Source organism: Psychrobacter proteolyticus (genome assembly GCF_003350005.1).
GTDB classification, from domain to species: Bacteria; Pseudomonadota; Gammaproteobacteria; order Pseudomonadales; family Moraxellaceae; genus Psychrobacter; species Psychrobacter proteolyticus.
The window spans coordinates 1,044,060-1,066,717 of the sequence record NZ_QLKS01000001.1 but is presented as its reverse complement, the minus strand read 5'-3'; the positions used below and the strand labels follow the sequence as shown (position 1 = coordinate 1,066,717).

At 42.4% G+C, this 22,658-nt stretch carries 21 protein-coding genes; 18 read left to right on the top strand and 3 right to left on the bottom strand.

Features of this window, described 5'->3' with window-relative positions; all coding sequences use genetic code 11:
• The first annotated feature begins 84 nt into the window (after nucleotides 1-84).
• The 11 genes from DXK30_RS04405 to lpxC all read left to right on the top strand — a co-directional run bounded on the left by DXK30_RS04405 (nucleotide 85) and on the right by lpxC (nucleotide 13,097).
• Complete coding sequence (locus DXK30_RS04405; RefSeq protein ID WP_114700611.1) at nucleotides 85-924, top strand: SDR family oxidoreductase; 840 nt, start codon at nucleotides 85-87, stop codon at nucleotides 922-924.
• 80 nt (nucleotides 925-1,004) lie between these two features.
• Complete coding sequence (locus tag DXK30_RS04400; RefSeq protein ID WP_114700610.1) at nucleotides 1,005-2,039, top strand: hypothetical protein; 1,035 nt, start codon at nucleotides 1,005-1,007, stop codon at nucleotides 2,037-2,039.
• Nucleotides 2,040-2,101: 62 nt separating this feature from the next.
• Entirely contained in the window at nucleotides 2,102-2,815 is a 714-nt protein-coding gene (gene pyrE, locus DXK30_RS04395; RefSeq protein WP_114700609.1) for an orotate phosphoribosyltransferase, read from the top strand.
• 65 nt (nucleotides 2,816-2,880) lie between these two features.
• Nucleotides 2,881-3,852 carry a glutathione synthase gene (gshB, locus tag DXK30_RS04390; RefSeq protein ID WP_114700608.1) on the top strand — a complete coding sequence of 324 codons (972 nt, stop codon included), beginning with the start codon at nucleotides 2,881-2,883 and terminating at the stop codon, nucleotides 3,850-3,852.
• Nucleotides 3,853-4,148: 296 nt separating this feature from the next.
• Complete coding sequence (murG, locus tag DXK30_RS04385) at nucleotides 4,149-5,234, top strand: undecaprenyldiphospho-muramoylpentapeptide beta-N-acetylglucosaminyltransferase (RefSeq protein ID WP_114700607.1); 1,086 nt, start codon at nucleotides 4,149-4,151, stop codon at nucleotides 5,232-5,234.
• A gap of 66 nt (nucleotides 5,235-5,300) precedes the next feature.
• Complete coding sequence (gene murC, locus DXK30_RS04380) at nucleotides 5,301-6,740, top strand: UDP-N-acetylmuramate--L-alanine ligase (RefSeq protein WP_101205772.1); 1,440 nt, start codon at nucleotides 5,301-5,303, stop codon at nucleotides 6,738-6,740.
• Between the two features lie 23 nt (nucleotides 6,741-6,763).
• On the top strand, nucleotides 6,764-7,768 hold the full coding sequence (locus DXK30_RS04375; protein ID WP_227670819.1) for a D-alanine--D-alanine ligase: 1,005 nt from the start codon (nucleotides 6,764-6,766) through the stop codon (nucleotides 7,766-7,768).
• A 369-nt stretch (nucleotides 7,769-8,137) separates the two neighbouring features.
• Nucleotides 8,138-8,926: a cell division protein FtsQ/DivIB gene (locus DXK30_RS04370; protein WP_114700606.1), complete on the top strand. Its 789-nt coding sequence runs from the start codon at nucleotides 8,138-8,140 to the stop codon at nucleotides 8,924-8,926.
• 164 nt (nucleotides 8,927-9,090) lie between these two features.
• On the top strand, nucleotides 9,091-10,383 hold the full coding sequence (gene ftsA / locus DXK30_RS04365; RefSeq protein ID WP_114700605.1) for a cell division protein FtsA: 1,293 nt from the start codon (nucleotides 9,091-9,093) through the stop codon (nucleotides 10,381-10,383).
• 266 nt (nucleotides 10,384-10,649) lie between these two features.
• A complete protein-coding gene (ftsZ, locus tag DXK30_RS04360; protein ID WP_114700697.1) occupies nucleotides 10,650-11,855 on the top strand; it encodes a cell division protein FtsZ in 1,206 nt (401 codons plus the stop codon).
• Nucleotides 11,856-12,179: 324 nt separating this feature from the next.
• Nucleotides 12,180-13,097, top strand: coding sequence for a UDP-3-O-acyl-N-acetylglucosamine deacetylase (gene lpxC / locus DXK30_RS04355; RefSeq protein ID WP_201507834.1), 918 nt, complete (start codon nucleotides 12,180-12,182; stop codon nucleotides 13,095-13,097).
• 297 nt (nucleotides 13,098-13,394) lie between these two features.
• Here lpxC and DXK30_RS04350 read toward each other — a convergent pair whose 3' ends face one another.
• The gene (locus DXK30_RS04350; RefSeq protein WP_114700603.1) at nucleotides 13,395-13,910 is read right to left on the bottom strand and encodes a hypothetical protein; all 516 of its coding nucleotides are present in this window, start codon (nucleotides 13,908-13,910) and stop codon (nucleotides 13,395-13,397) included.
• Between the two features lie 248 nt (nucleotides 13,911-14,158).
• Here DXK30_RS04350 and DXK30_RS04345 point away from each other — a divergent pair, with 248 nt between their 5' ends.
• The gene (locus DXK30_RS04345; protein ID WP_114700602.1) at nucleotides 14,159-14,887 is read left to right on the top strand and encodes a CHAP domain-containing protein; all 729 of its coding nucleotides are present in this window, start codon (nucleotides 14,159-14,161) and stop codon (nucleotides 14,885-14,887) included.
• Nucleotides 14,888-15,084: 197 nt separating this feature from the next.
• On the opposite strand, the gene DXK30_RS04340 is transcribed toward DXK30_RS04345, so the two are convergent.
• Nucleotides 15,085-15,858, bottom strand: coding sequence for a DOMON domain-containing protein (locus tag DXK30_RS04340; protein WP_114700601.1), 774 nt, complete (start codon nucleotides 15,856-15,858; stop codon nucleotides 15,085-15,087).
• A gap of 216 nt (nucleotides 15,859-16,074) precedes the next feature.
• Nucleotides 16,075-16,386 carry a YhbY family RNA-binding protein gene (locus tag DXK30_RS04335; protein WP_057761426.1) on the bottom strand — a complete coding sequence of 104 codons (312 nt, stop codon included), beginning with the start codon at nucleotides 16,384-16,386 and terminating at the stop codon, nucleotides 16,075-16,077.
• Nucleotides 16,387-16,720: 334 nt separating this feature from the next.
• Here DXK30_RS04335 and DXK30_RS04330 point away from each other — a divergent pair, with 334 nt between their 5' ends.
• The 6 genes from DXK30_RS04330 to DXK30_RS04305 all read left to right on the top strand — a co-directional run bounded on the left by DXK30_RS04330 (nucleotide 16,721) and on the right by DXK30_RS04305 (nucleotide 22,584).
• Complete coding sequence (locus DXK30_RS04330; RefSeq protein ID WP_057761424.1) at nucleotides 16,721-17,353, top strand: RlmE family RNA methyltransferase; 633 nt, start codon at nucleotides 16,721-16,723, stop codon at nucleotides 17,351-17,353.
• A gap of 401 nt (nucleotides 17,354-17,754) precedes the next feature.
• Nucleotides 17,755-19,650 carry an ATP-dependent zinc metalloprotease FtsH gene (ftsH, locus tag DXK30_RS04325; protein WP_114700600.1) on the top strand — a complete coding sequence of 632 codons (1,896 nt, stop codon included), beginning with the start codon at nucleotides 17,755-17,757 and terminating at the stop codon, nucleotides 19,648-19,650.
• Nucleotides 19,651-19,815: 165 nt separating this feature from the next.
• Complete coding sequence (gene folP / locus DXK30_RS04320; RefSeq protein ID WP_114700599.1) at nucleotides 19,816-20,709, top strand: dihydropteroate synthase; 894 nt, start codon at nucleotides 19,816-19,818, stop codon at nucleotides 20,707-20,709.
• 127 nt (nucleotides 20,710-20,836) lie between these two features.
• Complete coding sequence (locus tag DXK30_RS04315) at nucleotides 20,837-21,118, top strand: FAD assembly factor SdhE (protein ID WP_057761419.1); 282 nt, start codon at nucleotides 20,837-20,839, stop codon at nucleotides 21,116-21,118.
• 52 nt (nucleotides 21,119-21,170) lie between these two features.
• Complete coding sequence (locus DXK30_RS04310) at nucleotides 21,171-21,629, top strand: hypothetical protein (protein ID WP_114700598.1); 459 nt, start codon at nucleotides 21,171-21,173, stop codon at nucleotides 21,627-21,629.
• Between the two features lie 241 nt (nucleotides 21,630-21,870).
• Nucleotides 21,871-22,584 carry a YidB family protein gene (locus DXK30_RS04305; RefSeq protein WP_114700597.1) on the top strand — a complete coding sequence of 238 codons (714 nt, stop codon included), beginning with the start codon at nucleotides 21,871-21,873 and terminating at the stop codon, nucleotides 22,582-22,584.
• The last annotated feature ends 74 nt before the right edge of the window (nucleotides 22,585-22,658 follow it).

Here is a 22,658-nt window from a genome sequence, read left to right as displayed (position 1 = left end):
GATTTAGGCATTAATTTATACAAAATGGCTTCTAAGTGCTGTAATGGTTGTATAAAGGAAGTTGTATAAAGGAAGACATGCTTTATGAGTACGCAAAATTTACTAATTATTGGGCAAGGTGATATTGGCCTGCCAGTGACCAATAAACTTGCCCAAGATGGCTATTGTGTGACTGGGCTGGCTCGTAGTGAGCGCCACCACTATGAGTTGCTAGATAGCGCCGATTTTGTGCAGGCTGATGCGTTGACGCTGACGACTGAGCAACTGCAAGCATTTACTCATATTGCTGTTATCGTCACCCCTGACGAGTATTCGACCAGCGGTTATCACAATAGTTATCTAGCGATTATTCAGCATTTGGCAACGCTTGCTCCACAGCTTACCAAACTTGACCGTGTGGTATTCATTTCTTCTACTGGTGTCTATGGTCAAGACAATGGTGAGTGGATTGATGAGCATACTTCACCTGTCACGCCAGCGCGCGCTGCGTCAAAGGTCATATTGCAAGCGGAACAAGCGCTGCAACAAGGCTTTGATGATAAAGCTATTATTATTCGCCCTAGTGGTATCTACGGTCGCGAGCGCTTAATGCGGCTACGCAAGGCTCGTGAGTCAAATAAAGAGCCAGTGCCAGCTGAGCATTGGAGCAATCGCATTATGGATCGCGACTTGGTCAATATCATCACTAAAGTGTTGACGATAGAGACACCAAAGTCTGTCTATCTAGCGACGGACTATCGACCTGTTACTACGTTTGAGCTAGGGGTTTGGCTCAGTGAGCAGGTTGGCGAGACACCTCCTACTATTGATAATACAAAAACTTCAGTGACAGGAAAACGCTTGCACAGCAACATTCCGTTAGCTTGGCTTGATTATGCTGATTGGCAGACAGGCTACCGAGATATCTTAAATCAACAAGAGTAAGCCTTTATAGTTAAGCCCTACAGAGTAAAATAGCCCTTGGTGTAATCGTTTTTATTTGTTTTATAGTTTATGGAGATTTCATGTCCCAGCCTTCTACTTCTGATGACCGTTTGTCTCATGCTAATCTGGCAACAGAAGGCGGGCAGCTGGCAGAAGGTCATGTCCAAAAAAAGGCTGAGCAATCGTCTAGATTAGCTGATTCGCAGCAACCTGCGATCGTACATCCTAACTTTGATCCCAAACAATCTCCTCTTGACCCTGCCAGACCATTAAGTGATATTCCTGAGCCTGCTCGTCGCCTGAATGGTCAATTGCGCAGGCTTTATGGTAACTCTACGCGGTTCTATCAGCCCAATGCAGACAGCTTATCGAAATGGTCGCTGATTGCTTCAGAAGCACTGGCTGAGCATTTATCATTGCTTAATGCGGCACAGCTTATCGAATTGCCGGATAGCTTTTATCAGAATCATAGTGAGCAGCCACTAATACCGACATTATCGGATATGACATTGTTAGACATGTCGGATATTCAACAGGCAATTCGGGCTTATCCAAAACTGAACCGTTATGGGTTTTTGCCGACTGATAGCGCTACAGGGGTTGAGTCAAACAACGATTCAGATAATGACTCAAATAATGACAGCAAAGCTCAAAATCCTGCATCATCTATGCGCGCATTGACCAAACGTTATAATCCTGATGAGCTGCTCAATAGTCTGTATGCCGACGATTGGCAAGTGATACTACAACCGCAGCAGTTTGAAACAGGCGAGGGCAGTTTGGCCACGGATATCATGGCATGTAGTGTGGCCGTCCATGTGCTGAAGCAATGTAGTACCCGTAAGAGTATCAATCATAGTTATAGCGCCGCAGAAATATGTCAGCATATGCGTAGCTATTTGCTCAGTCAGATCATTTGTGAGCCGTCACAGCGCCACGCATATCGTCAGATTCGACTATTTGCTGGTCATATTATTGTTGCCGCTTATCATTTGGGCTGGGAGATACAAGTCCGAGCAGATGGACAAAGCTATTTTAATATCTCATCGCGTAGTGGTTTGCTGAATCGCTATGCCAATATGCAGGATTATGAGATCAATGGTTGGTCAAGCTGATCAATAATGCGTACAATAATGCAAATTTTTTGTCCCCTCTTTTTGCTGATAGGAATGTCATAATGTCTCATGTAACACGCCCTCAAGACCCTACGTTTTCATCTCATCAATTTATTCAACTGGCTCTCGACAACCAAGTACTTAAATTCGGTGAGTTTGTCCTCAAGTCTGGTCGTATCAGTCCGTATTTTTTTAATGCAGGTTTGCTTGCGACGGGCGAGATGCTGTCGTTACTAGCGCGTGGTTATGCAGATGCCTTAGCTGAACAAATGGGTGCAAATAATGGCGATAATGAGCAAGAGCTGGTCATCTTTGGTGCGGCTTACAAAGGTATCCCTTTTGTCGCAGCGACAGCGCAAGCGTTATGGCTACATCATGGCATTAATGCCAAATGGGGCTATAACCGTAAAGAAGCCAAAACCCACGGCGAAGGCGGCAATTTGGTAGGTGCTGACGTAACCGGCAAAGCAGTTTGGGTACTTGATGACGTCATCACAGCGGGTACAGCCATGCGCGAAGTGGTCGAGATTTTAGAGCAAGCAGGCGCAAGCGTTGCTGGTATTATCGTCGCACTTGATCGTAAAGAAAAAGGTCAAGCAGAGCACTCTGCTATTCAAGAGCTTGCCGCGACACTAGAAGTGCCCGTACGTGCATTGGTCGATATTGATGATTTAATCAGTTATTTGGCCGATGACCATGGTGCACAAAACGGCCAGCATAAAGACGCGACCCAGTTAGCCAAAATGCAACACTACCGTGAGCAGTACGGCGTATAGTTGGGCACTGATGTTGTTTAATAGGTGTATTTCATATCAACAATATAACGTAAGTGAGTCTTATCATGAGCCAACGAAAACAAGAAAAATCGCTAAAAATACTCGTTATTATGGATCCTATCGAGCGAGTCAATTATAAAAAAGACACCAGTCTCGCTATGATGTGGGCCGCTCAAGACCGTGGCCATCAGCTTGGTTACTGTCAGATTCATGACTTGTGGTTGAACCGTGGTCAGTTGATGGTTGATACGCAGCCACTGACAGTAAAGCGTGATCCTGCAGATTTCTATACGTTGGGTGAGAAAGGCACAGGGCCAGTCAGCGACTATGACGTGATTTTGATGCGCAAAGATCCACCGTTTGATATGCGCTTTATTTATGCCACTTATATGCTAGACCATGCCAAAGCAGCAGGCATACTCGTGGTCAATGACCCACAGGCGATTCGCGACTGCAATGAAAAGTTATTTGCGACGTGGTTTAGCGGTTATATGAGCCCAACGATTGTGACTAGCAAACAAGCACACATTCGTAAATTCATCGCTGAACATCAGGACGTCATCGTCAAGCCATTAGATGGTATGGGCGGCACTGGCATCTTTCGTTTAACTGCTGATAGCCCAAACATCGGAGTGACGTTAGAGATACTGACTGAGCTTGAGACTCTGCCCATCATGGCGCAGCGTTATTTGCCAGAAATCAAAGAGGGCGATAAACGCGTATTGATCGTCGATGGAGTCGTGGTAGATTATAGTTTGGCTCGTATTCCAACCAAAGGCGAGACCCGTGGTAATCTAGCAGCTGGTGGTAGCGGTGTTGCCATGCCATTGACTGATATTGAACGTCAAGTAGCAGAAGTTGTGGCACTAATCGTCAAAGAAAAAGGCCTAATGTTCGTTGGTCTAGACTTGATCGGTGGACGTATCACTGAGATTAACGTCACTAGCCCAACGTGCGTACGTGAGATTGATGACCAGTGCGGTACAGATATCGCGACCGACTTTATCATGGCGATTGAGAATAAATTTACTGCGTAGCTTTCGCTATGTTCAGGAAAGTTTTGAGTTCAGGAATATTTTGACTACGTAAAACCCATATTTTGAGGTATTGTTAGTCATTGATTTTCCTTACCGTTTATTAGCATTACACGACGCCAAGCCGTGACCGATCATGGCTTGGATTTTTGTTATTTTTGCTGCATAAAGTACTGTATATAAGACAATGATTTCCTCTATACTATGCGGGCTTTGGCTAGGTCATTATTTTTCATAATTGTTACCGCCGCAGTGAGATAAACCCTTCATATAAATAAAGTAAAGATAGGCAGGCGTTCATGAAAACACCGCACATATTGATGATGGCAGCTGGTACGGGCGGGCATGTTTTTCCAGCGCTTGCAGTGAGCGACGAGCTGACCCAGCGCGGTGCGGTGATTCATTGGTTAGGAACGCCAAACGGTATGGAAAACGGTTTGGTTGAGCCGACGGGCTATCCTTTTCATGCTATTAATATGCAAGGGCTTCGTGGTAAAGGCGTTGGTCGACTATTAAAGCTACCAATGACTCTGTTATCCGCAACGATGGCAGCCGTAAAAGTGATTCGTAGTAATCAGATTGATGTGGTCGTTGGATTCGGTGGTTATGTCACTGCACCCGGCGGTATCGCTGCACGTATGACTAATACCCCGTTGATTATCCATGAGCAAAATGCCATCGCTGGCATGAGCAACCGCTACCTATCTAAACTGTCGACCAAAACATTACAAGCGTTCGAGAATACCTTTGCTAATAGTCAGCAAGATGCCAAGCTTGAGACAGTGGGCAATCCTGTGCGTAACGCCATTACTGGTGTCGCAGAGCCAACGGTACGCTACGATGTAAATGACAGTTCACCGCTTAAGCTGTTGGTAGTCGGCGGTTCACTTGGCGCTCAGGTATTAAATGATACAGTACCAAAGGCATTGGCATTACTAGATCAGCCATTTGAAGTCCTACACCAGTGCGGACGCAACAATGAAGCAGCCACGCAAGCGGCTTATAGCGAGCAAAACCTAAACAACCATCAGTTTACTGTACAGCCCTTTATTAATGATATGGCTGCGGCGTATAACTGGGCAGACATCATCGTTTGCCGCGCAGGTGCATTGACCGTGACCGAAATTCAAAACGTCGGCATCGCCGCTATTTTTGTACCGCTACCGCATGCAGTGGATGACCATCAGACGGCCAATGCCCGCACGCTGACCTCACATGATGCTGCAATTCTATCACCGCAGTCAGAGCTAACTGCCAAGAGTCTAAGTGATGAGCTTGGCGCACTCAATCGAGAGAAATGCTTAGCCATGGCAAAAAAAGGCCACGCATTGGCCAACCGTAGTGCGAGTAAACAAGTTGCTGATATCATTTGGCAAGCGCTATAGTCTGTCGCTCATACCCCTTATTTGAATTTACTAAGTTTTATTGACCTTTAATAAAGAGAGATCCTTATGCCTACCTCTGCGAAAGCTCTACCTAAGCGTTTGATTGAAATACCAGAAATGCGCCGCATTCAGCATTTGCATTTCATCGGTATTGGTGGCTCAGGCATGTGCGGTATCGCTGAGGTGATGAATAATCAAGGCTATCAGGTCAGTGGTTCTGACATCGCAGAAAGCTTGGTGACTAAACGATTACAGCAGATTGGTATTGAGATATCGATTGGCCATGACTCCAAAAATATTGCCAATGCCGATGTTATCGTTGTCTCATCAGCGATTGATCGTAGCAACCCTGAGGTAAAAGCAGCGCTTGAAGCTCGTCTGCCGGTGGTACGCCGCGCCGATATGCTTGGTGAGCTAATGCGCTATCGTCATGGTATTGCGGTTGCGGGCGCGCATGGCAAAACGACAACGACAAGTTTGCTCACCACCATGATGGCAGAAGGACAATTAGATCCGACGTATGTCATCGGCGGTAAGTTAAATGCGTCAGGCAAAAATGCGGCATTGGGTAGCAGCCGTTTCTTGGTAGCAGAGGCTGATGAGTCTGATGCATCGTTTTTGTCATTGCATCCGATGGCCGCGATTGTGACCAACATCGACCAAGACCATATGGAAACCTACGAAAACAGCTTTGATAAATTAAAAGCCGCTTATATCCAGTTTTTACAAAACATGCCGTTTTACGGTTTGGCAGTGGTCTGCGGTGATGACCCTGAGCTGTATGCAATGATTGATGATATCGGTCGTCCAGTATTGACCTTTGGTCTTGAGCCGTTCAATGACGTACAGGCTGTAGACTTAGTGACAGAAGGAACCAAAACTCACTTTACCGTATTGCGCCGTGACCGTGAACCATTACGCCTGACGTTGAACATACCTGGTACACATAACGTCTATAATGCTCTTGCTGCAATTACGATGGCGACCGATGAAGGCGTTGATGATGCAGCTATTGAGCGTGCCTTGCAAAAATTTGAAGGCGTGGGCCGTCGTTTTGAGCAGCACGCTTCTGTCGACATTGATGATGGCAATGTCTTACTGATTGATGATTATGGTCATCATCCAAAAGAAGTTGATGCGACCATTAAAGCCGCTCGCCAAAGTTTCCCTGATCGTCGTTTAGTGATGCTATTTCAGCCGCATCGTTATAGCCGTACCCGTGATTGCTACGATGATTTTGTAGAAGTGCTATCGAGTGTTGATGAGCTATTATTATTAGATGTTTATTCAGCAGGTGAGAGTCCGATTACGGGCGCTGATACCAAGTCACTAGCGCGCAGTATCCGTTTGCGCGGTGAAGTTGAACCGACTATTATTGATAAAGACAATCTAGCCCCTGTTATGCAGCGTTTGTTAAAAGCCAACGACATGCTGATTACCCAAGGCGCTGGTAATGTCGGGCAAATTGCTATCGATTTGGCTGCCAATAACCTTTATATTAAGTAAGCTAAAATTTAGGGACGATCCTCATGACAACTGATAATAAAGACAATAATAGCACTCAAAATACAGCTACCAATGATACATCTTTAGACACGACGACTCATGCAAAAGACGCCAGTCAGTTTGGCAAAGTAGCCGTTATTTATGGTGGCAGTAGCAATGAGCGTAGCGTGTCTTTGGACAGTGGTGCGGCAGTATTGCAAGCGCTTCAAAACCAAGGCGTTGATGCCACTCACTTTGATCCAAAGCATCAAGACATTACTGAGCTACGCAAATATGATCGCGTGTTTAATGTTTTACATGGTCGTGGCGGCGAAGATGGCTTGTTGCAAGGCGTATTACAGTGGTTTGATATACCTCAGACAGGCTCAGGTATTCTAGCTTCTGCACTAGGTATGGACAAAGTACGTACCAAGCAACTGTGGCAAGGCTGTGGCCTCTCAACTGCACCGTTCTCATTGCTGACAGCTGATACTGACTGGCAGCAAGTAGTTAACATGTTAGGTCTGCCGCTTATCATTAAGCCAGTTCATGAAGGTTCAAGTATTGGCATGACAAAGGTCAATCACCTTGACGAGCTGCCTGCTGCTTATTCAACTGCAGTGGAATGTGGTGATGCGGTGATGGCTGAGCGCTGGATTACAGGACGTGAATTTACGATTGTGATTATCGATGACGAAGCCTATCCAGTTATTCGTCTCGAACCAGCTGACATTACTAATTTCTATGATTTTGAAGCCAAGTATAATCGTAACGATACCAGTTACTACATCCCCTGTGGATTGAGCGCTGCTGATGAAAAGCACTTGCAAGACTTAAGCCTTGCGGCATTTCGTGCAGTAGATGCAAAAGGGTGGGGGCGTATCGATGCCATGCAAGACGAAGCAGGTAATTTTTGGTTACTCGAAATCAATACCGTACCAGGTATGACCAGTCACAGTTTGGTTCCGATGGCAGCCAAAGCTCGTGGATTGGATTTTGACGCGCTATGCTGGCATATTTTAGCGCAAACGTTGCAGCTATTAGATTGATTGTATTCAATTGAGAAATGATTATATTTGTGTCAGTAGAGCTTCTATAACACAGCTTCCTGTAAACTTGTGTAAATTCACTGCTGCTCGCTAGCGATAGGCTATTGTTTCACCACAAAATACGTTAATATTGTAAGAATAAGTCTATTTTGGTGCTATTGATTTCTTTTCCATATATAACTGATAACTTATTCATGATTTAAGAAAAGTGTTACGTTTAAATGGGTGTCGCAACGGTATATAAGCCATATTTTTAATAAAATTTGATAAGATACCGACTTAATTAGCTTCTGCTAAAAGTGAGCAGATTTATATCAATAAATAGCATGATCGGTTTTATGCATATCATATATAGGGACAAAGGTCGTTATGGCTCAAACTGTCAACGAGGTAACTGACTTGATGAGTGATAAAGCCGGTCGCCCAAAGTCTAATCTCCAAGTACCGGCAACGGTAAAGTATCTATTTATGATACTAGTCTTAGGTTTGTTAGTGCTAATATTAATGATGGGCGGCAAAGCATTGCGTGATGCACCGCCAGCAAACATTTATGTGAGTAATCAAGGTTTGTCTGCTGCTCAGTATCGCTCATTGCAAGAAGTGATGGAACAACAACAAATAAGTAGCTTCTTTACTTCTGATTTGCAGGCATTGCGAGACATTACGATGGGCTTAGCTTGGGTAGACCAAGTGAGCATCTCTCGTGATTGGCAACGTGGTATCGTCGTCAACGCACTGCCAAAACAAGCAGTTGCTAATTTTGGTACAGAACGTTTGGTCGATGCAAAAGGGGCTGTATTTGTTCCTGCTGATAGCAGAGATTTAACACAAGAACGTTTTGCGACCTTACAGGGCGAGATGTCTCAAGCGCCAGTTATTATGCAACAGATGCAGCAAGTTAATGATTGGTATGCACCGCTTGGTATGCAGGTCGAAGATATCATTCTGTCACCGAGAATGACTTGGCTAATTCGCTTTGATAATGGATTACGTGTGATTGTAGACAATGAAAACACGGCACAAAAACTGCTGAATTTAAGCCAACTGCTTGGCAATCAGTTAAGTACGCGTCGAGATGAAATGCAGTCTGTAGATCTACGATACAAAAATGGCTTTACCATCGCTTGGAATGTGACACAGAGTGCTGAATCAGAATAGCCTAAGTAAGCACTACATCTATGAATAATCGATGTGAGCTAATATGGTTTATTTAGTTTGAAGAAAATATGTACAACATCATAGCGTATTAGTAACGCTTTTTTTAATGATTTAATAGAAGGGCATCACTTGCTCTTCTGTTTAGCGATAATTTGTCTGGTACCATGAAAAATAATGAAAATCTGGTTGTTGTCCATCTAAGTGCCACGGCAGTGTATGTCGTCATAGGCAATGTTGTCTCTGCAAAAGACATTCGTATTTTAGGCGTAGGACAAGTTAAAAACAGCGATTTTTATCAAGGTCAAATAAAGCATCGTGAACGTCTGCAAGGTGCTATCAAGCAAGCCATTCAAGAAGCAGAAGACACCGCTAACTGCCGTGTGCATAGTGTTTGGTTAACGCTTGCAACCCCTGAGCTATCTAGCAAAAACAGTGCTGGAGAGGTTAAAGTAGAAGATGAAGTTGTACGTGCCAAAGATATGGTACAAGCATTGGCCAATGCAAAATCGCGTGATTTATCATCTGACTATTATTTGATGCATTGCTGTCAGCAAGGTATCTATGTCGATGAGCAAGATTTTATGGTGGATGATGTCATCGAGATGATGGCACACAATATCACCGTGATGTACCACATGATGATGATGCCTGTTGCTAGCCGTCAGAATATCCAGAAACTATTGCAAAGTTGTGACGTCGGCATTGATCATATTGTCTTTGATGCAGTGACTAGTGCTGAGTATAGTTTGATGACTGAGGAACGCCAGCAAGGGGTTTGCTTGGTAGATATTGGTGCTAGTACGACCAGCATTTGTGTGTATAAAGAGAATAAACTGATTTTTACACATTGTATAGCAACAGGCAGTCATGAAGTGACGATGGATATTTCAGCTGATTTTGGTATCTCTATGATTGAAGCTGAAAAACTGAAGAAGTCTCATGGTACAGTTGATGTCAATAGTGTGGATCCAAGTGCATTCTTTTTGTTCAAACCTCAAGGATCGGGCGACGAAATTAATATTGGCATCTATAACTTGGCACGCATCATTGAGGCTCGTTACGTTCAGATATTTACTGAAGTAGCGCGTCAATTACACGAAGCAGGTTTGATAGGCTATATCGATAAAGGGATTGTGTTGACTGGCGGCGGTAGTACGATTAAAGGTATGATACCCTTTGCCAAAAAGCTACTAAAAATGCCTGTCGTACTGACCAACACTCATCCTGCTATCAGCGCTTATAATCATTTTGATAATGATGAGTCGTTTAAGCTACTAAACAGTCAAGTGAATGATCGCGCTTATCAGACGGCTTTTGGTACACTATTATACAGTCAGAGTGAGCAATTCCGCCGTAGCGAAAAAAGCGAACCCGAAGCGATTCAAAACAATCGAGTATCAGGCGTATTTCGGAGTGCGGGTCAACGGTTTGCAAATGTTTTAAAGAAAATATTATAGACCTGTTTAACGTTGTATCTAGAGTATCCATACATTATGGAGTGTCTCTAAGTTGGTTAAACAAGAAAATAAAGTAACGTTGCGAATAAATTAGTTTTAAAAATAAAGTATTAAGTGATAATGACATATTATTGTCTATACTGATCGATTTTAGCCATACCCTGTTTTATTTAAATACATTTATATATAGTATGTCGATAGCGCGCCACATGAGTGCGTTACTATGTATCGACTTACACGCTATCTGCAACTGGAGAATCTTTTTTATGTCAAAATACACCATGCCAGATGATAATCAGCTTCAAAACAATGGCCAAGCAAGCTTCACTGTATTCGGTGTTGGTGGCGGCGGCGGTAATGCAGTTGAACATATGGTACAGCAAGGCATCAGAGGTGTAACGTTCGTTTGTGCCAATACAGATAAACAAGCGCTAGATCGTCTTACTGCACCGCACAAACTGCAACTGGGTGCAAAAACGAACCGTGGTCTAGGGGCAGGGGCAAATCCAGAAGTGGGTCGTGAAGCAGCAGAGAGCGAAGAAGAAGCGATTCGCGCATTGCTTGAGCATTCAGATATGGTATTTATTACTGCTGGTATGGGCGGCGGTACTGGTACAGGTGCAGCGCCAGTTGTTGCTCGTATTGCGAAAGAAATGGAAGTGCTAACAGTTGCGGTTGTGACCACGCCATTCAAATTCGAAGGTGGTAAACGTATCAAAGCTGCTAAAGCAGGTATTGAGCAGCTGACTAACTTCGTTGACTCAATTATCACGATTCCGAATGATAAGTTGATGAGTGTATACGGCAACATCTCTATGCAAGATGCGTTTAAAAAAGCAGATGATGTATTGCTGCATGCCGTTCAAGGTATTGCGGAAACCATCGCTAGCGAAGGTATGATCAACATTGACTTTAACGATATCCGTACGGCAATGACTGCTAAAGGTCATGCGATGATGGGTATTGGCCGTGCCAGCGGTGATGATCGTGCGCGTCAAGCGACTGAAAAAGCCATAAGATCACCACTACTTGATGATTTGCGTTTAGAAAATGCAAAAGGTCTACTGGTTAACGTTATTTCTTCAGAGTCATTGTCACTAGATGAGATGAGCAAAATCAGTGCAATAGTCGAAGAAATTACTGATATCGACGACGCTCACATTTTCTACGGTTCTGTCATCGATGAAAAAATGGGTGACGACTTACATGTAACCGTCATCGCAACTGGCTTAACGTTAGATGAAAATGCAGGTCAAGAGCCAGAAGTAGTAGAGCAGCCAGTACCTTCTGTTAATAGCACGCAACCTGTCGATCCTAACGTGCATACCAGCGCTTTAAACAGTCAGAAGCAGTCACAAGCTCAGCAGTATCAAGATAGCGTTGTACGTCCTAGCGCAAGCGCACCTCAAGAGCAGCCTAAGACTAAAACAAACAGTATCCAAGACTATTTAAAGCGTCAACAGAATAAATAGTACTTCTAAATTACTGTGAGTAAGAAAAAGCCAGCGTTTTAACGCTGGTTTTTTTGTGTTTAAAGAAAGTGAGTCGTTTCCTATAAGAAAAATTATGACAATCTTATATGTGATTTAAGTATTTATAGTTTTCCAAAGTTTATATGATGCTCGTTGTTTTATAGCATTAGATAGGTCATATAGAGTAAAAATCAGTAATATAATATTGACGATAAGTGTTATCAATCAAAGAGATAAGAGAATTAGCGCTTTTTATATATAGCGAATAAGGGGTCGGTAATGGTACACTATGTCAATTGTAACAAAATATGTGAGAAGACAGCCATGAACCAAAGAACCATAAAAACAGCAATAGCCGTTACGGGTACTGGTCTACATAGTGGTCAGCCTGTTGACTTGGAGTTTCATCCACAGCCGATTGACACTGGTATTGTTTTCGAGCGCTCTGATATAGAAGGTAGTCAACCAATTCCAGCGAGTGCGTTTTTAGTACAAGACACGATGATGTCATCGAACCTAGTGTTTGGTGGTACACGAGTGGGCACCGTTGAGCATCTGCTCAGTGCCATCGCTGGTCTAGGGGTAGACAATCTGTTAATTCGTGTTTCTGCTTCAGAGATACCAATTATGGATGGTAGCGCTGCGCCTTTTGTTGCGCTCTTACTTGATGCAGGATTTTGTGAGCAAGAAGCGGCCAAGAAATTTATTAAAATCATACGTCCTGTACGAGTAAAACTAGAAGATAAATGGGCAGAGTTACGTCCTTATGAAGGGTATGAATTAAATTTCGAAATTGATTTTGATCATCCTGCGTTCGATAAGAACTTTCAGCACGCACAGTTGCAGTTCTCTACACAAAACTTCATTGAACAGTTAAGTACTGCGCGTACTTTTGGATTTTTACGTGATATAGAGGCGCTACGTCAAAATAACCTAGCATTGGGCGGTAGTATGGAAAACGCCATCGTTATTGATGATGATAATATACTTAATGTAGAAGGCTTACGTTTTAACGATGAGTTTGTCCGTCATAAAATTTTAGATGCCTTAGGAGACTTGCATCTGATTGGCTATCCAATTTTAGGTCGTTTTAATGCCTATAAGTCTGGTCATGCTCTAAATAATTTATTAGTACGTGAAATACTATCTGACGAAGATAACTTTGAAATTGTAACTTTTGATGACAATGTAACTTGTCCAATTGAGTATTTACCATTAAATGGCTTAGTAGTTGAAGGATAAATACAGGAATATACACGAAGTATCGAAACATTTACGCAATATTACATAGAGACGTTATAGTTACATTTATATAATATTCTATATTATGAATATAAAGTCTATATTTTTTTACTACTTTGCTCTAGGCTAGAGCATATAAAAGCTTTAAACATTTTTTAAGTCATCCAACGTTTCTCTTTCTATAATGAATAGAGGCGCTGGATGATTTTTTTTGTCTATTGAATTACAAAAAGCTAGTATTCTCAATCTTATTTTAGGGTTTTGTTTACATAAGTTTACACTACAGTCTTCTTGTTTTTAGTGATTTATCAAACTCAAAAGGGCTTTTTTGAGATTTTCATCAGTGGTGACATGCTCAGCAGCCTGTGATATAGTCCGTTTTGTGTTCTGGCTAAGCGCCTGATTTTCATTGGCTTTACGAGAATTTGGTAAGTGCAGTAACGATGCTGATGATTGTTTAGATGAGTAATTATCAGTAGAGTTTTTAGTCACAACGACGCGAATTTGCTTGAGTTGTTTAAATGTAATTGACTGCTCTGTTAGTATTTGCAAATACGAGCTATGTAAATAGCGAATGTGATTTGCTGCTGTCATTGAGCTAACACTTAATATCAACTGCTCAGGTGTTAAGCCTACAACCCAACAGGTATTGAGTATTTCTTCAGGTAGACAGTCTACTAATAGCTCTTTTATCTCGCTGGTTGCTTCTATATATAGTCGCATGTTTTTAGCAAGGGTTTGAGGTAGCGCGCTACCAGCAAATGCTTGATGATCTATAAGCTGGGCAAGCCGATTAGGTTGTTTTTTTGACATCGTAAGTACTCATCTAATAGGTGACACACTCGATACTCATAACAGACATGCCAAAAGCAATATATAGCAGATGGCTTATAAGATAGTTGACTAGGTGAAGGTACTACTAGCACTAGTCACTATTTGCAAAGAATGAACCGTTGTAATAGGGATTTTATCACGTCTATTTGATGATTATATCCTCTAAATTAATTGATGCTTCGTTACGGATGACGAGCAGACTTGTATTAACAATAGGTAGTAAATTTATGAAACAAGCTTTATTAATTTTGTCAGTATTGGGAATGGGTATCGCACAGACGAGTGGTGCTGCCGAGACAACCTTTCAACCAAATAATACCTTGAGTCATACCATCACAAATATCTCTACTTCTGCCAACTATGGTTCTAGTCGCAACATCTATAGCACTAACAGTGGTGCACATGTATATAGCAATGATGAAATCAGTCAAGCCATTGACAACCTAAGTGCTCATGCGAAGCAAAAAGAATATCAGCTAGCCTCACTTACTAGCCGCTTATCATACGAGCAGCGTCAGCAGCAAGCAAGTCGTATCCCTGATAGTAATTCTGCACCTGCTATTGCTGCGGCACGCGCATCACGAGTGGCTTTGTCTAGAAGCTCTGGTTATTGTGCCCGTTATGTACGAAAAGCACTACAGTCAGCAGGTTATGAATTTACGCCTAACCCTTCAGCATATCAGTATGCTTCTCGTGGCACTCTTGCCCAAGCAGGTTTTACCAAGATCAGTAACGATATGTCACCGCAAGTTGGGGATGTTGTGGTCTATAACCGTAGTTCAAGCCGTCCACATGGCCATATACAGATCTTTGATGGCAATGGTTGGGTATCTGATTTCCGCCAAAATAGCATTAGTCCTTACAGTGGTGTTCATAGCTATACCACATGGCGTGATTCGCAATATGTTGATGATGCATCAGACCGTGGTATCTACCTTGCGATGGCTGACAAATAAACATCGGTTAAATGAAGTAAGCATCAGTTAAATAAGACTAAAGTTTTCTCCAAACTCAGTAATGCTCTTTATGACATTGCTGGGTTTTTTTTGTTTTAAACTGTGCTACCTAGTTTGAGTGATAGCTAAGACTGATATCACTAATATTCTTACACTTAATATTTGTCTAATAAACAGATAAAGCCTCTACAACCGAATCAAAGCTCAAAATTTGGCCAATAGTCACGATTGTGAAAATCAGGCGGGGAGGCATGGCCTGGGGCAAAGTATAAGTCAGTCTCGCCAAACCATAAGATGACACAAGGATGTATTTGTTCAATCCTCATGTTTGCAATAGTGTATTGTTGATTCTGTAATTGAGTTATAGGAAGGCTAAAGCTACGCTCATAATGAGCAGGTGTCTGTACTACCATTGGAGTTTTAGATAAATGGCTCTCCCCTGATGTATCTGCTAGCTCTTTACAGTTAAGCCAACCAACAGATGTGCGTGTGGTTCCATCGGTCTCATACAACGGTACTGGCGGTAGTATCGAAGGATTGCGATAGCTCTCAAACTGATAAACAGCGTAACGACCATCAGGGCTAGCATTAATCTCTATATAAGCAGTTGCTTGCTGAAGTGGCATCTTGTGAGGTTCTGTCTGGTCAGATGCTACGACATCTTCATTATTAACCTTACTACCATCAATCTCACTGCCAGCAATAAAACATTCAAGGCAGGTTTCTTCCCATAGGTAGTTAGTGAAATTTACTTGGGTTTGTTGCCATGTTGGCCAATTGAGTTGGTTTGCTAAAGTTTGGCTAGGCAGAGTCACTTGATAGGTCAGCCCCAGTTGCAAAGCTGGTTGCTGGATGATCTCTGTACTTACTTTGATAGAGATATTCTCAAGCTCTTCTATAGACACTCCTAATTGCTGAGCGTCTTTCGCTATCGTCTCGGTGGCTATACAGAGGTTAAAAGATTGTTTCATTGTTGATAAGTCTCGGTAGTAATAAAGAGGTGATAGTGACAAGAGAAATCGTACTGATTAAGGATACTAATACTATACGGTAAGTATAACCAAGACTATCGGAAAACATAAAAGCCGCGAGCAAGATGCGTCGCGGCCTTTGTATTTCATTATCGTTTGGCTATGATATAAGTGAGTATAAAACCCAGTCACTTAAGTCTAGTCGGGCATGACATATTACTGTGCGTGACGTGCTAGGTTAGACAGTTTTGGATTGGCATTTGGGTTTTTGCGTAGTAATAATGCCATACGACCAATAGAATGAACCAAAGACGCATTAGCCGCTTTAGCAAGTTCAGCGCCAACGATGTCACGCTCTTCTTTCGTGCCAGCAGGCAATTTCACTTTGATAAGCTCATGATCTGTTAGCGCACGATCAATCTCTTCAGTAATGGTTGGGGTAATACCCTTGTTGCCGATCATAACGATAGGCTTTAGCTCGTGACCGATGCCTTTTAGACGTTTGATGGTAGCGTTATCGAGTTGCATAGAATTCCTAAGTGTTGGTAAAAATAAAAATGGTACTGTCAAAAACAGTTATTGATCATTATAGATAATCTGTGACCATCTTGCATGAGATCAGCAGGATTTTGCACGATTTTACGTGACGAAAATGTTAAACTGAATGTTTGGTACATTATAAACGCTACTGCCTTATAAAACAGTTATTTAACCAATAGAATTTGGTCAGTTTGCAACCAACCATGAATAAAAAATTTGATTAACACCGTATTTAGAATAATCCGCAACGGATTAATATCAGTTTGTAAGTGATAGAGCAATTAAAGCAGCTAGATTTAGTAAAGCAATAGGAGCAGGTATTTTGGCCACGCGTATCGAAAACAAAAAACTATCAAAGAGCAGCAGTGCTTGGATGAAAGAGCATATTGACGACCATTATGTACAAAAAGCTCAGAAAGATGGCTACCGTGCCCGTGCCGCTTATAAGTTATTAGAGATTAATGAAAAAACCAACCTGATCAAAAAAGGCATGACGGTCGTAGATTTGGGCAGTGCGCCTGGTAGCTGGTCACAAGTCGCTGGTCGATTGGTAGGTGATGATGGTATCTTGATTGCCTCTGATATTTTGGCGATGGATACCTTGCCTGATGTGACCTTTATTCAGGGTGATTTTCGTGAAGCTGAAGTGTTTGATGCCATTATGGCAGAAGTGGGTGATAGGCAAGTCGATGTCGTATTGTCTGACATGGCACCCAATACCGCTGGGAACAGTGCTATCGATCAGCCACGTATGATGTACTTATGTGAGTTAGCAGTAGACTTCGCGCTTGCAACCTTACCAGAAGGTGGCGCACTTATTATGAAAGTGTTTCAAGGCGAGGGTACACAAGAATTACGCAAGCAGATGCAGCAGGATTTTAGTAAGATTCGTAGTATAAAGCCAGGTGCGTCACGACCACGCTCAAAAGAGATGTTTTGGATAGCGATTAAATAGTTTTAACATCAATAGGTTGCTGCTCTTGTAAGCGTGAGGGTAAAACACCATAAAGTGTTATTATCGCGATATAAAAGCTGCGTCAATTGTTAAATGAATAATCGTGAAACCTGCTTGAATTATGCGGGTTAGCACCACATATCATGGTATATTACCTTTGTTTTTAGCATACGTTTTAGGCAAAGTCGTCTGATAATAAGCGTTTTACAAGCTCAATGATCGTATATCTATGTTTATCTCATACTGATTATTTATAAAAACAATTTTTAGGCTACCTATAAATCATATAAGTTTAATTTAGCAGTTTTTTATTATCGGGATATTCGTTAAAAATGAGCAATACGTTTATAGACGTCACGTGTTTAATAAACACACCAATAAGTAAGGGATGGGAATAACTAGTGAGCGACATGGTAAAAAATACCTTATTGTGGCTGGTGGTAATCGGCGTTTTGGTGCTGGTGTTTAGCGGCTTTGATCAATCTTCTGAGCCCGATAACCTTAACTACTCTGAGTTTGTGACCGCAGTGTCAGAAAACCAAGTAGCCAGTGTCGAGATCGACGGCGAACAGATCACCGGCGAAAAGAAAAATGGCTCATCCTTTGAGACCATTAGACCAGCTGTGTCAGATGACCAGCTCATGCCAATGCTACGTGAGAACCAAGTCGAAGTTCAAGGAACTGCACCAAAGCGCCAAAGCGTACTAATGCAACTACTGATAGCCAGCTTCCCAATTCTATTGATTATTGGTCTGTTCTTATTCTTTATGCGTAACATGCAGGGCGGCGCTGGCGGTAAAGGCGGCGGCCCAATGAGTTTTGGTAAATCAAAAGCGAAAATGCTGACCGAAGATCAAATCAACGTTAACTTTGAAGATGTGGCCGGTTGTGAAGAAGCCAAAGAAGAAGTCGTTGAAGTGGTTGAGTTCTTACGTGATCCAGATAAATTTACCAAACTGGGTGCAACGATTCCTCGTGGTATCTTGATGGTAGGTCCTCCAGGTACGGGTAAAACCTTACTAGCGAGAGCTATTGCTGGTGAAGCTAAAGTGCCGTTCTTCTCAATTTCAGGTTCTGATTTTGTTGAAATGTTCGTCGGTGTTGGTGCATCACGTGTCCGCGATATGTTTGAACAGGCGAAGAAAAGTGCTCCTTGTATCATCTTTATTGATGAGATTGATGCAGTTGGTCGTCATCGTGGTTCCGGTATGGGCGGCGGTAATGATGAGCGTGAGCAAACGCTTAACCAATTACTGGTTGAGATGGATGGTTTTGAAGGTAATGAAGGCGTTATTGTTATTGCCGCAACCAACCGTGCTGATGTGCTCGATAAAGCATTACTGCGTCCAGGTCGTTTTGACCGTCAGGTACAAGTAGGCTTGCCGGATATAAAAGGCCGTGAACAAATCCTAAAGGTTCATTTGAAGAAATTGCCAAACACGATTAGTGTAGACGCAAGTTCTCTTGCTCGTGGTACACCTGGATTCAGTGGTGCACAGCTTGCTAACCTTGTAAACGAAGCCGCATTATTTGCAGCACGTCGTAACAAGACCAGCGTCGATATGAATGACTTTGAAGATGCGAAAGACAAGTTGTATATGGGTCCAGAACGCAAGTCCATGGTGATACGCGAAGAAGAGCGCCGTGCGACTGCGTATCATGAAGCAGGTCATGCGTTAGTAGCTGAACTATTACCGGGTACAGATCCTGTGCATAAAGTCACTATTATGCCTCGTGGTTTTGCCCTTGGTGTCACTTGGCAGTTGCCTGAGCACGATCAGACCAGTATGTATAAATCGAAGATGTTGAGTGACATTGCTATTTTGTTCGGTGGTCGTATCGCTGAAGAAGTGTTTATCAATCAAATGTCGACGGGTGCTTCAAATGACTTTGAACGCGCTACCAAAATGGCACGTGCGATGGTCACGAAGTACGGTATGTCTGATGCACTTGGTATCATGGTGTACGAAGATGACGACAATTCACAAGGATATTTCGGCGGTGGTGGACGTACTATCTCAGAAGCCACGCAGCAGAAGGTCGATGAAGAAGTGCGTCGTATGCTAGAAGAGCAGTATGATATCGCTCGTGAATTGATTGAAGCCAACCAAGAAAAAATGCATGCGATGGTTGATGCACTCATGAACTGGGAAACTATTGATCGTGACCAACTGCAAGATATCCTAGCAGGTGAAGAACCACGTCCACCAAGAGTTTACCAGCATAACGAAGTAAACTTGTCGAAAAATGATGTTAAAACAACTGGAGCTACTCCGCCGCCATTACCAGCGATGTAAGTGCTAGTGTATCCATATTTGATAAAAAGCCCTTTATGATAGAGGGCTTTTTTTATTGTCATCATTTTATGAAGGGTTTAGAACCCTATAAGATTTACTGGTATCATAAGCGTAGATAACAATAATTAAAACTGCATTATAAACTTTACTTGTGATGGATTATCCATGTCATTATTCCAACCTTTACCCAGCTACCAAGTATTTAGCCGTGATAAAACCTTAGATTTGTCGCAGCCGCATGTCATGGGCATCTTGAACGTAACGCCAGATTCATTTTCAGACGGCGGGCAATTTAACGCAGTAGATAAGGCCGTCGCTCATTGTCAGCAGATGATAAATGAAGGCGCTACTATTATTGATATCGGTGGTGAATCTACTCGTCCAAATGCGCAAACTGTGGCGACTGATGATGAAATACAACGAGTTGTACCAGTGGTTCGAGCCATTCGTAAGTATTGTGGTGATGCTATTTGGTTATCGATTGATACTAGCAGCCCTGAAGTCATGCAGGCAGCGTTTAATGAAGGTGCTGACATTTGGAACGATGTACGAGCACTGAAACGTACTGGTGCGGCAGAGCTGGCAGCTAAGCTTGATATACCTGTTATGCTAATGCATATGCGCGGTGAGCCAACGACAATGAATAATCTGGCACAGTATAACGATGTGATCGATGAAGTGCGTACAGAGCTGCTCGACCGTATTAACGAAGTAGTCAGCATCGGTGTCAAACAAAGCAATATCATTATCGATCCAGGTTTTGGCTTTGCTAAGAACTATGAGCATCACTGTGCATTATTAAGCCAGCTGAGTAGCTTGCAAACATTAGGATTGCCAATGATGTTTGGCATTTCTCGTAAGCGTTTTTTAGCAGAAGTATTGACCAAAAGTGTGGCTGAAGCTGTGAGTACGACGCAAGCGGTAGAGCGTGATTCGGCAGGAACGGCAGCTGGGCTATTGGCCTTACAGCAAGGCGCAAGTATCATTCGTACGCATAATGTGGCGATGATGCAGCAAGCAGTGGCCTTATGGAGTCAACTGTCAGAATATCGTTGTTAATATCACTTTATAAACGCAAATGCGCAATAATATTCTTAGGCTTATAAATATTCTATACACTATGCTTAACGTCTATTTTTAAACTATCTAAACCAATAAAACTGTCTCAATTAATAAGAGTAAATCTATGACAAGTACAACTCAGCCAGAACCAACCAATGAGCAACGCCGTATTATCTATCAAGCTCGCCGCGGATTAAAAGAATTGGATTTTTATATTGATCCTTATGTTAAAGAGCTATATCTGACAGCAGATGCTACTGAACAAGCAACATTTGCAGAAATGCTCACTCATGAAGACCCAGACTTGCTTGATTACTTTACCAATCAAAATCGTCCAGAAGAGGACGACATCTGGGCATTGGTCAATAAGATAAAAACATGGCGCCACACCAAAGACTTGGTTTAGGTCTTAAGGAACGGGTCAGCACAATATCTAACGTTTCCCATGGTACGCTTATATGACGCTAGTAACCTCGCTACGTATTGATACAGCTATCACGCCTGTCAGTTATTTACGCGCGCTGCTGTATGTAGGCTTGACTGGGGTTATGATGATATTAGCATGGTTTGCATCTTTGGCTTTGTGGCAGTATTTACTAATCTTAATAGTCTCGGCAGCAGTTGCAAGTTATCTGATTATATCGAGACCAATACTATTACATATTAGTCAGCCATCGCTCAGTCAGCGTATTGATAAAGAATGGCAATTACTGATACGAATGGGCCGCGGCGATGAATTATGGCAAGCAGAGTTGGTCGATATAAATCGCTATCAGTGGGCGATGAGTGTCGAATTCAATATCGTTGAGCCTTATCAAAGAACGTTTTCAACCACTATATTTCGCGATCAAGTAAATTCTGAGCAATGGCGACAATTAAATATTTTAGCCAATACCAGTAAGGGTAATGCTAGATAACTGATTATTTATGGAGCTTAAGTTTTTCCTTTTATGATGAGAAAACTCTACACGTCATAACAAAATAGCTATCTCAAAGGACAAAGAGGTTTGTTATATTAAAATCTGTTATATTAAAAATAGAAAATAAAACTCATAAGTCTGCTGTCCTGTTATTAAAGCACATGTATGCAAATATGAGGTTTCATAAATTTTAGCAGCATTTTTGTACTAAACAATACGATAAAAAGAGGAATAGATAATGAGCTTATTAGGGAATTTAGTGAGCCAAGTGGCACGTAGTGCAATGAATCCAGACGACGCTCAACGCAATCCAGTTAACCAACGTACTGAAACACAGCAGACTGGCGGACTAGGTGATATTTTAGGTAGTGTGCTGGGCGGTGGCAGTCAGGCAGGTGGTTATAGCCCTCAACAAAATAGCCGTCAAGCAGATAATGGTTTTGGCTTAGATGATATCATTGGTGGTCTCACTGGCGGTAGTCAGCGCGGCGGTATGAGTTCAGGTGCTGGTGGACTAGGTGATATTTTAGGTAGTGTATTAGGTGGCCAGCGTACTAATAGTGGGTTTGGTGGTAAAGGTATGCTCGTTGCTGCATTGATGCCTATGGTACTTAGCTGGATCAAACGTAATGGTGGTTTGAGCGGTGCATTGTCAAAAATCACTGGTATGGGCTATGAAGGTCAAGCACGCTCTTGGATGAGTAATAACGAAGCAAACGATAATTTAGATCCAAATGAAATCAACCGTTTGTTTGATGAAAACGAAATTCAGCAAGTGGCTGCTCATACTGGTGCTAATGAAACTGAGGTAAGACAGGGACTTGCTGAGCTGTTGCCTGAAGTAATGAATCAGCTAACGCCTAATGGTAATCTGGATAATGAGTCTGAAGCCAATGAAGAGATAGATCAAATCATTAGCCAGCTATCTAGCCGTCTTGGCAATTTTAAGTAGTTTGACAGCTTTGAGCTTGGAAATTTCTAATCAAATACTTAAAAGTCATGTAGATTAAAATAATTGATAGTATT

What these genes read in the sequence shown, in the direction of transcription:
- DXK30_RS04405 (WP_114700611.1), top strand. Translation starts at nt 85, where the DNA reads ATGAGTACGCAAAATTTACTAATTATTGGGCAAGGTGATATTGGCCTG.
- DXK30_RS04400 (WP_114700610.1), top strand. Translation starts at nt 1,005, where the DNA reads ATGTCCCAGCCTTCTACTTCTGATGACCGTTTGTCTCATGCTAATCTG.
- pyrE (WP_114700609.1), top strand. Translation starts at nt 2,102, where the DNA reads ATGTCTCATGTAACACGCCCTCAAGACCCTACGTTTTCATCTCATCAA.
- gshB (WP_114700608.1), top strand. Translation starts at nt 2,881, where the DNA reads ATGAGCCAACGAAAACAAGAAAAATCGCTAAAAATACTCGTTATTATG.
- murG (WP_114700607.1), top strand. Translation starts at nt 4,149, where the DNA reads ATGAAAACACCGCACATATTGATGATGGCAGCTGGTACGGGCGGGCAT.
- murC (WP_101205772.1), top strand. Translation starts at nt 5,301, where the DNA reads ATGCCTACCTCTGCGAAAGCTCTACCTAAGCGTTTGATTGAAATACCA.
- DXK30_RS04375 (WP_227670819.1), top strand. Translation starts at nt 6,764, where the DNA reads ATGACAACTGATAATAAAGACAATAATAGCACTCAAAATACAGCTACC.
- DXK30_RS04370 (WP_114700606.1), top strand. Translation starts at nt 8,138, where the DNA reads ATGGCTCAAACTGTCAACGAGGTAACTGACTTGATGAGTGATAAAGCC.
- ftsA (WP_114700605.1), top strand. Translation starts at nt 9,091, where the DNA reads ATGAAAAATAATGAAAATCTGGTTGTTGTCCATCTAAGTGCCACGGCA.
- ftsZ (WP_114700697.1), top strand. Translation starts at nt 10,650, where the DNA reads ATGTCAAAATACACCATGCCAGATGATAATCAGCTTCAAAACAATGGC.
- lpxC (WP_201507834.1), top strand. Translation starts at nt 12,180, where the DNA reads ATGAACCAAAGAACCATAAAAACAGCAATAGCCGTTACGGGTACTGGT.
- DXK30_RS04350 (WP_114700603.1), bottom strand. Translation starts at nt 13,910, where the DNA reads ATGTCAAAAAAACAACCTAATCGGCTTGCCCAGCTTATAGATCATCAA.
- DXK30_RS04345 (WP_114700602.1), top strand. Translation starts at nt 14,159, where the DNA reads ATGAAACAAGCTTTATTAATTTTGTCAGTATTGGGAATGGGTATCGCA.
- DXK30_RS04340 (WP_114700601.1), bottom strand. Translation starts at nt 15,858, where the DNA reads ATGAAACAATCTTTTAACCTCTGTATAGCCACCGAGACGATAGCGAAA.
- DXK30_RS04335 (WP_057761426.1), bottom strand. Translation starts at nt 16,386, where the DNA reads ATGCAACTCGATAACGCTACCATCAAACGTCTAAAAGGCATCGGTCAC.
- folP (WP_114700599.1), top strand. Translation starts at nt 19,816, where the DNA reads ATGTCATTATTCCAACCTTTACCCAGCTACCAAGTATTTAGCCGTGAT.
- DXK30_RS04315 (WP_057761419.1), top strand. Translation starts at nt 20,837, where the DNA reads ATGACAAGTACAACTCAGCCAGAACCAACCAATGAGCAACGCCGTATT.
- DXK30_RS04310 (WP_114700598.1), top strand. Translation starts at nt 21,171, where the DNA reads ATGACGCTAGTAACCTCGCTACGTATTGATACAGCTATCACGCCTGTC.
- DXK30_RS04305 (WP_114700597.1), top strand. Translation starts at nt 21,871, where the DNA reads ATGAGCTTATTAGGGAATTTAGTGAGCCAAGTGGCACGTAGTGCAATG.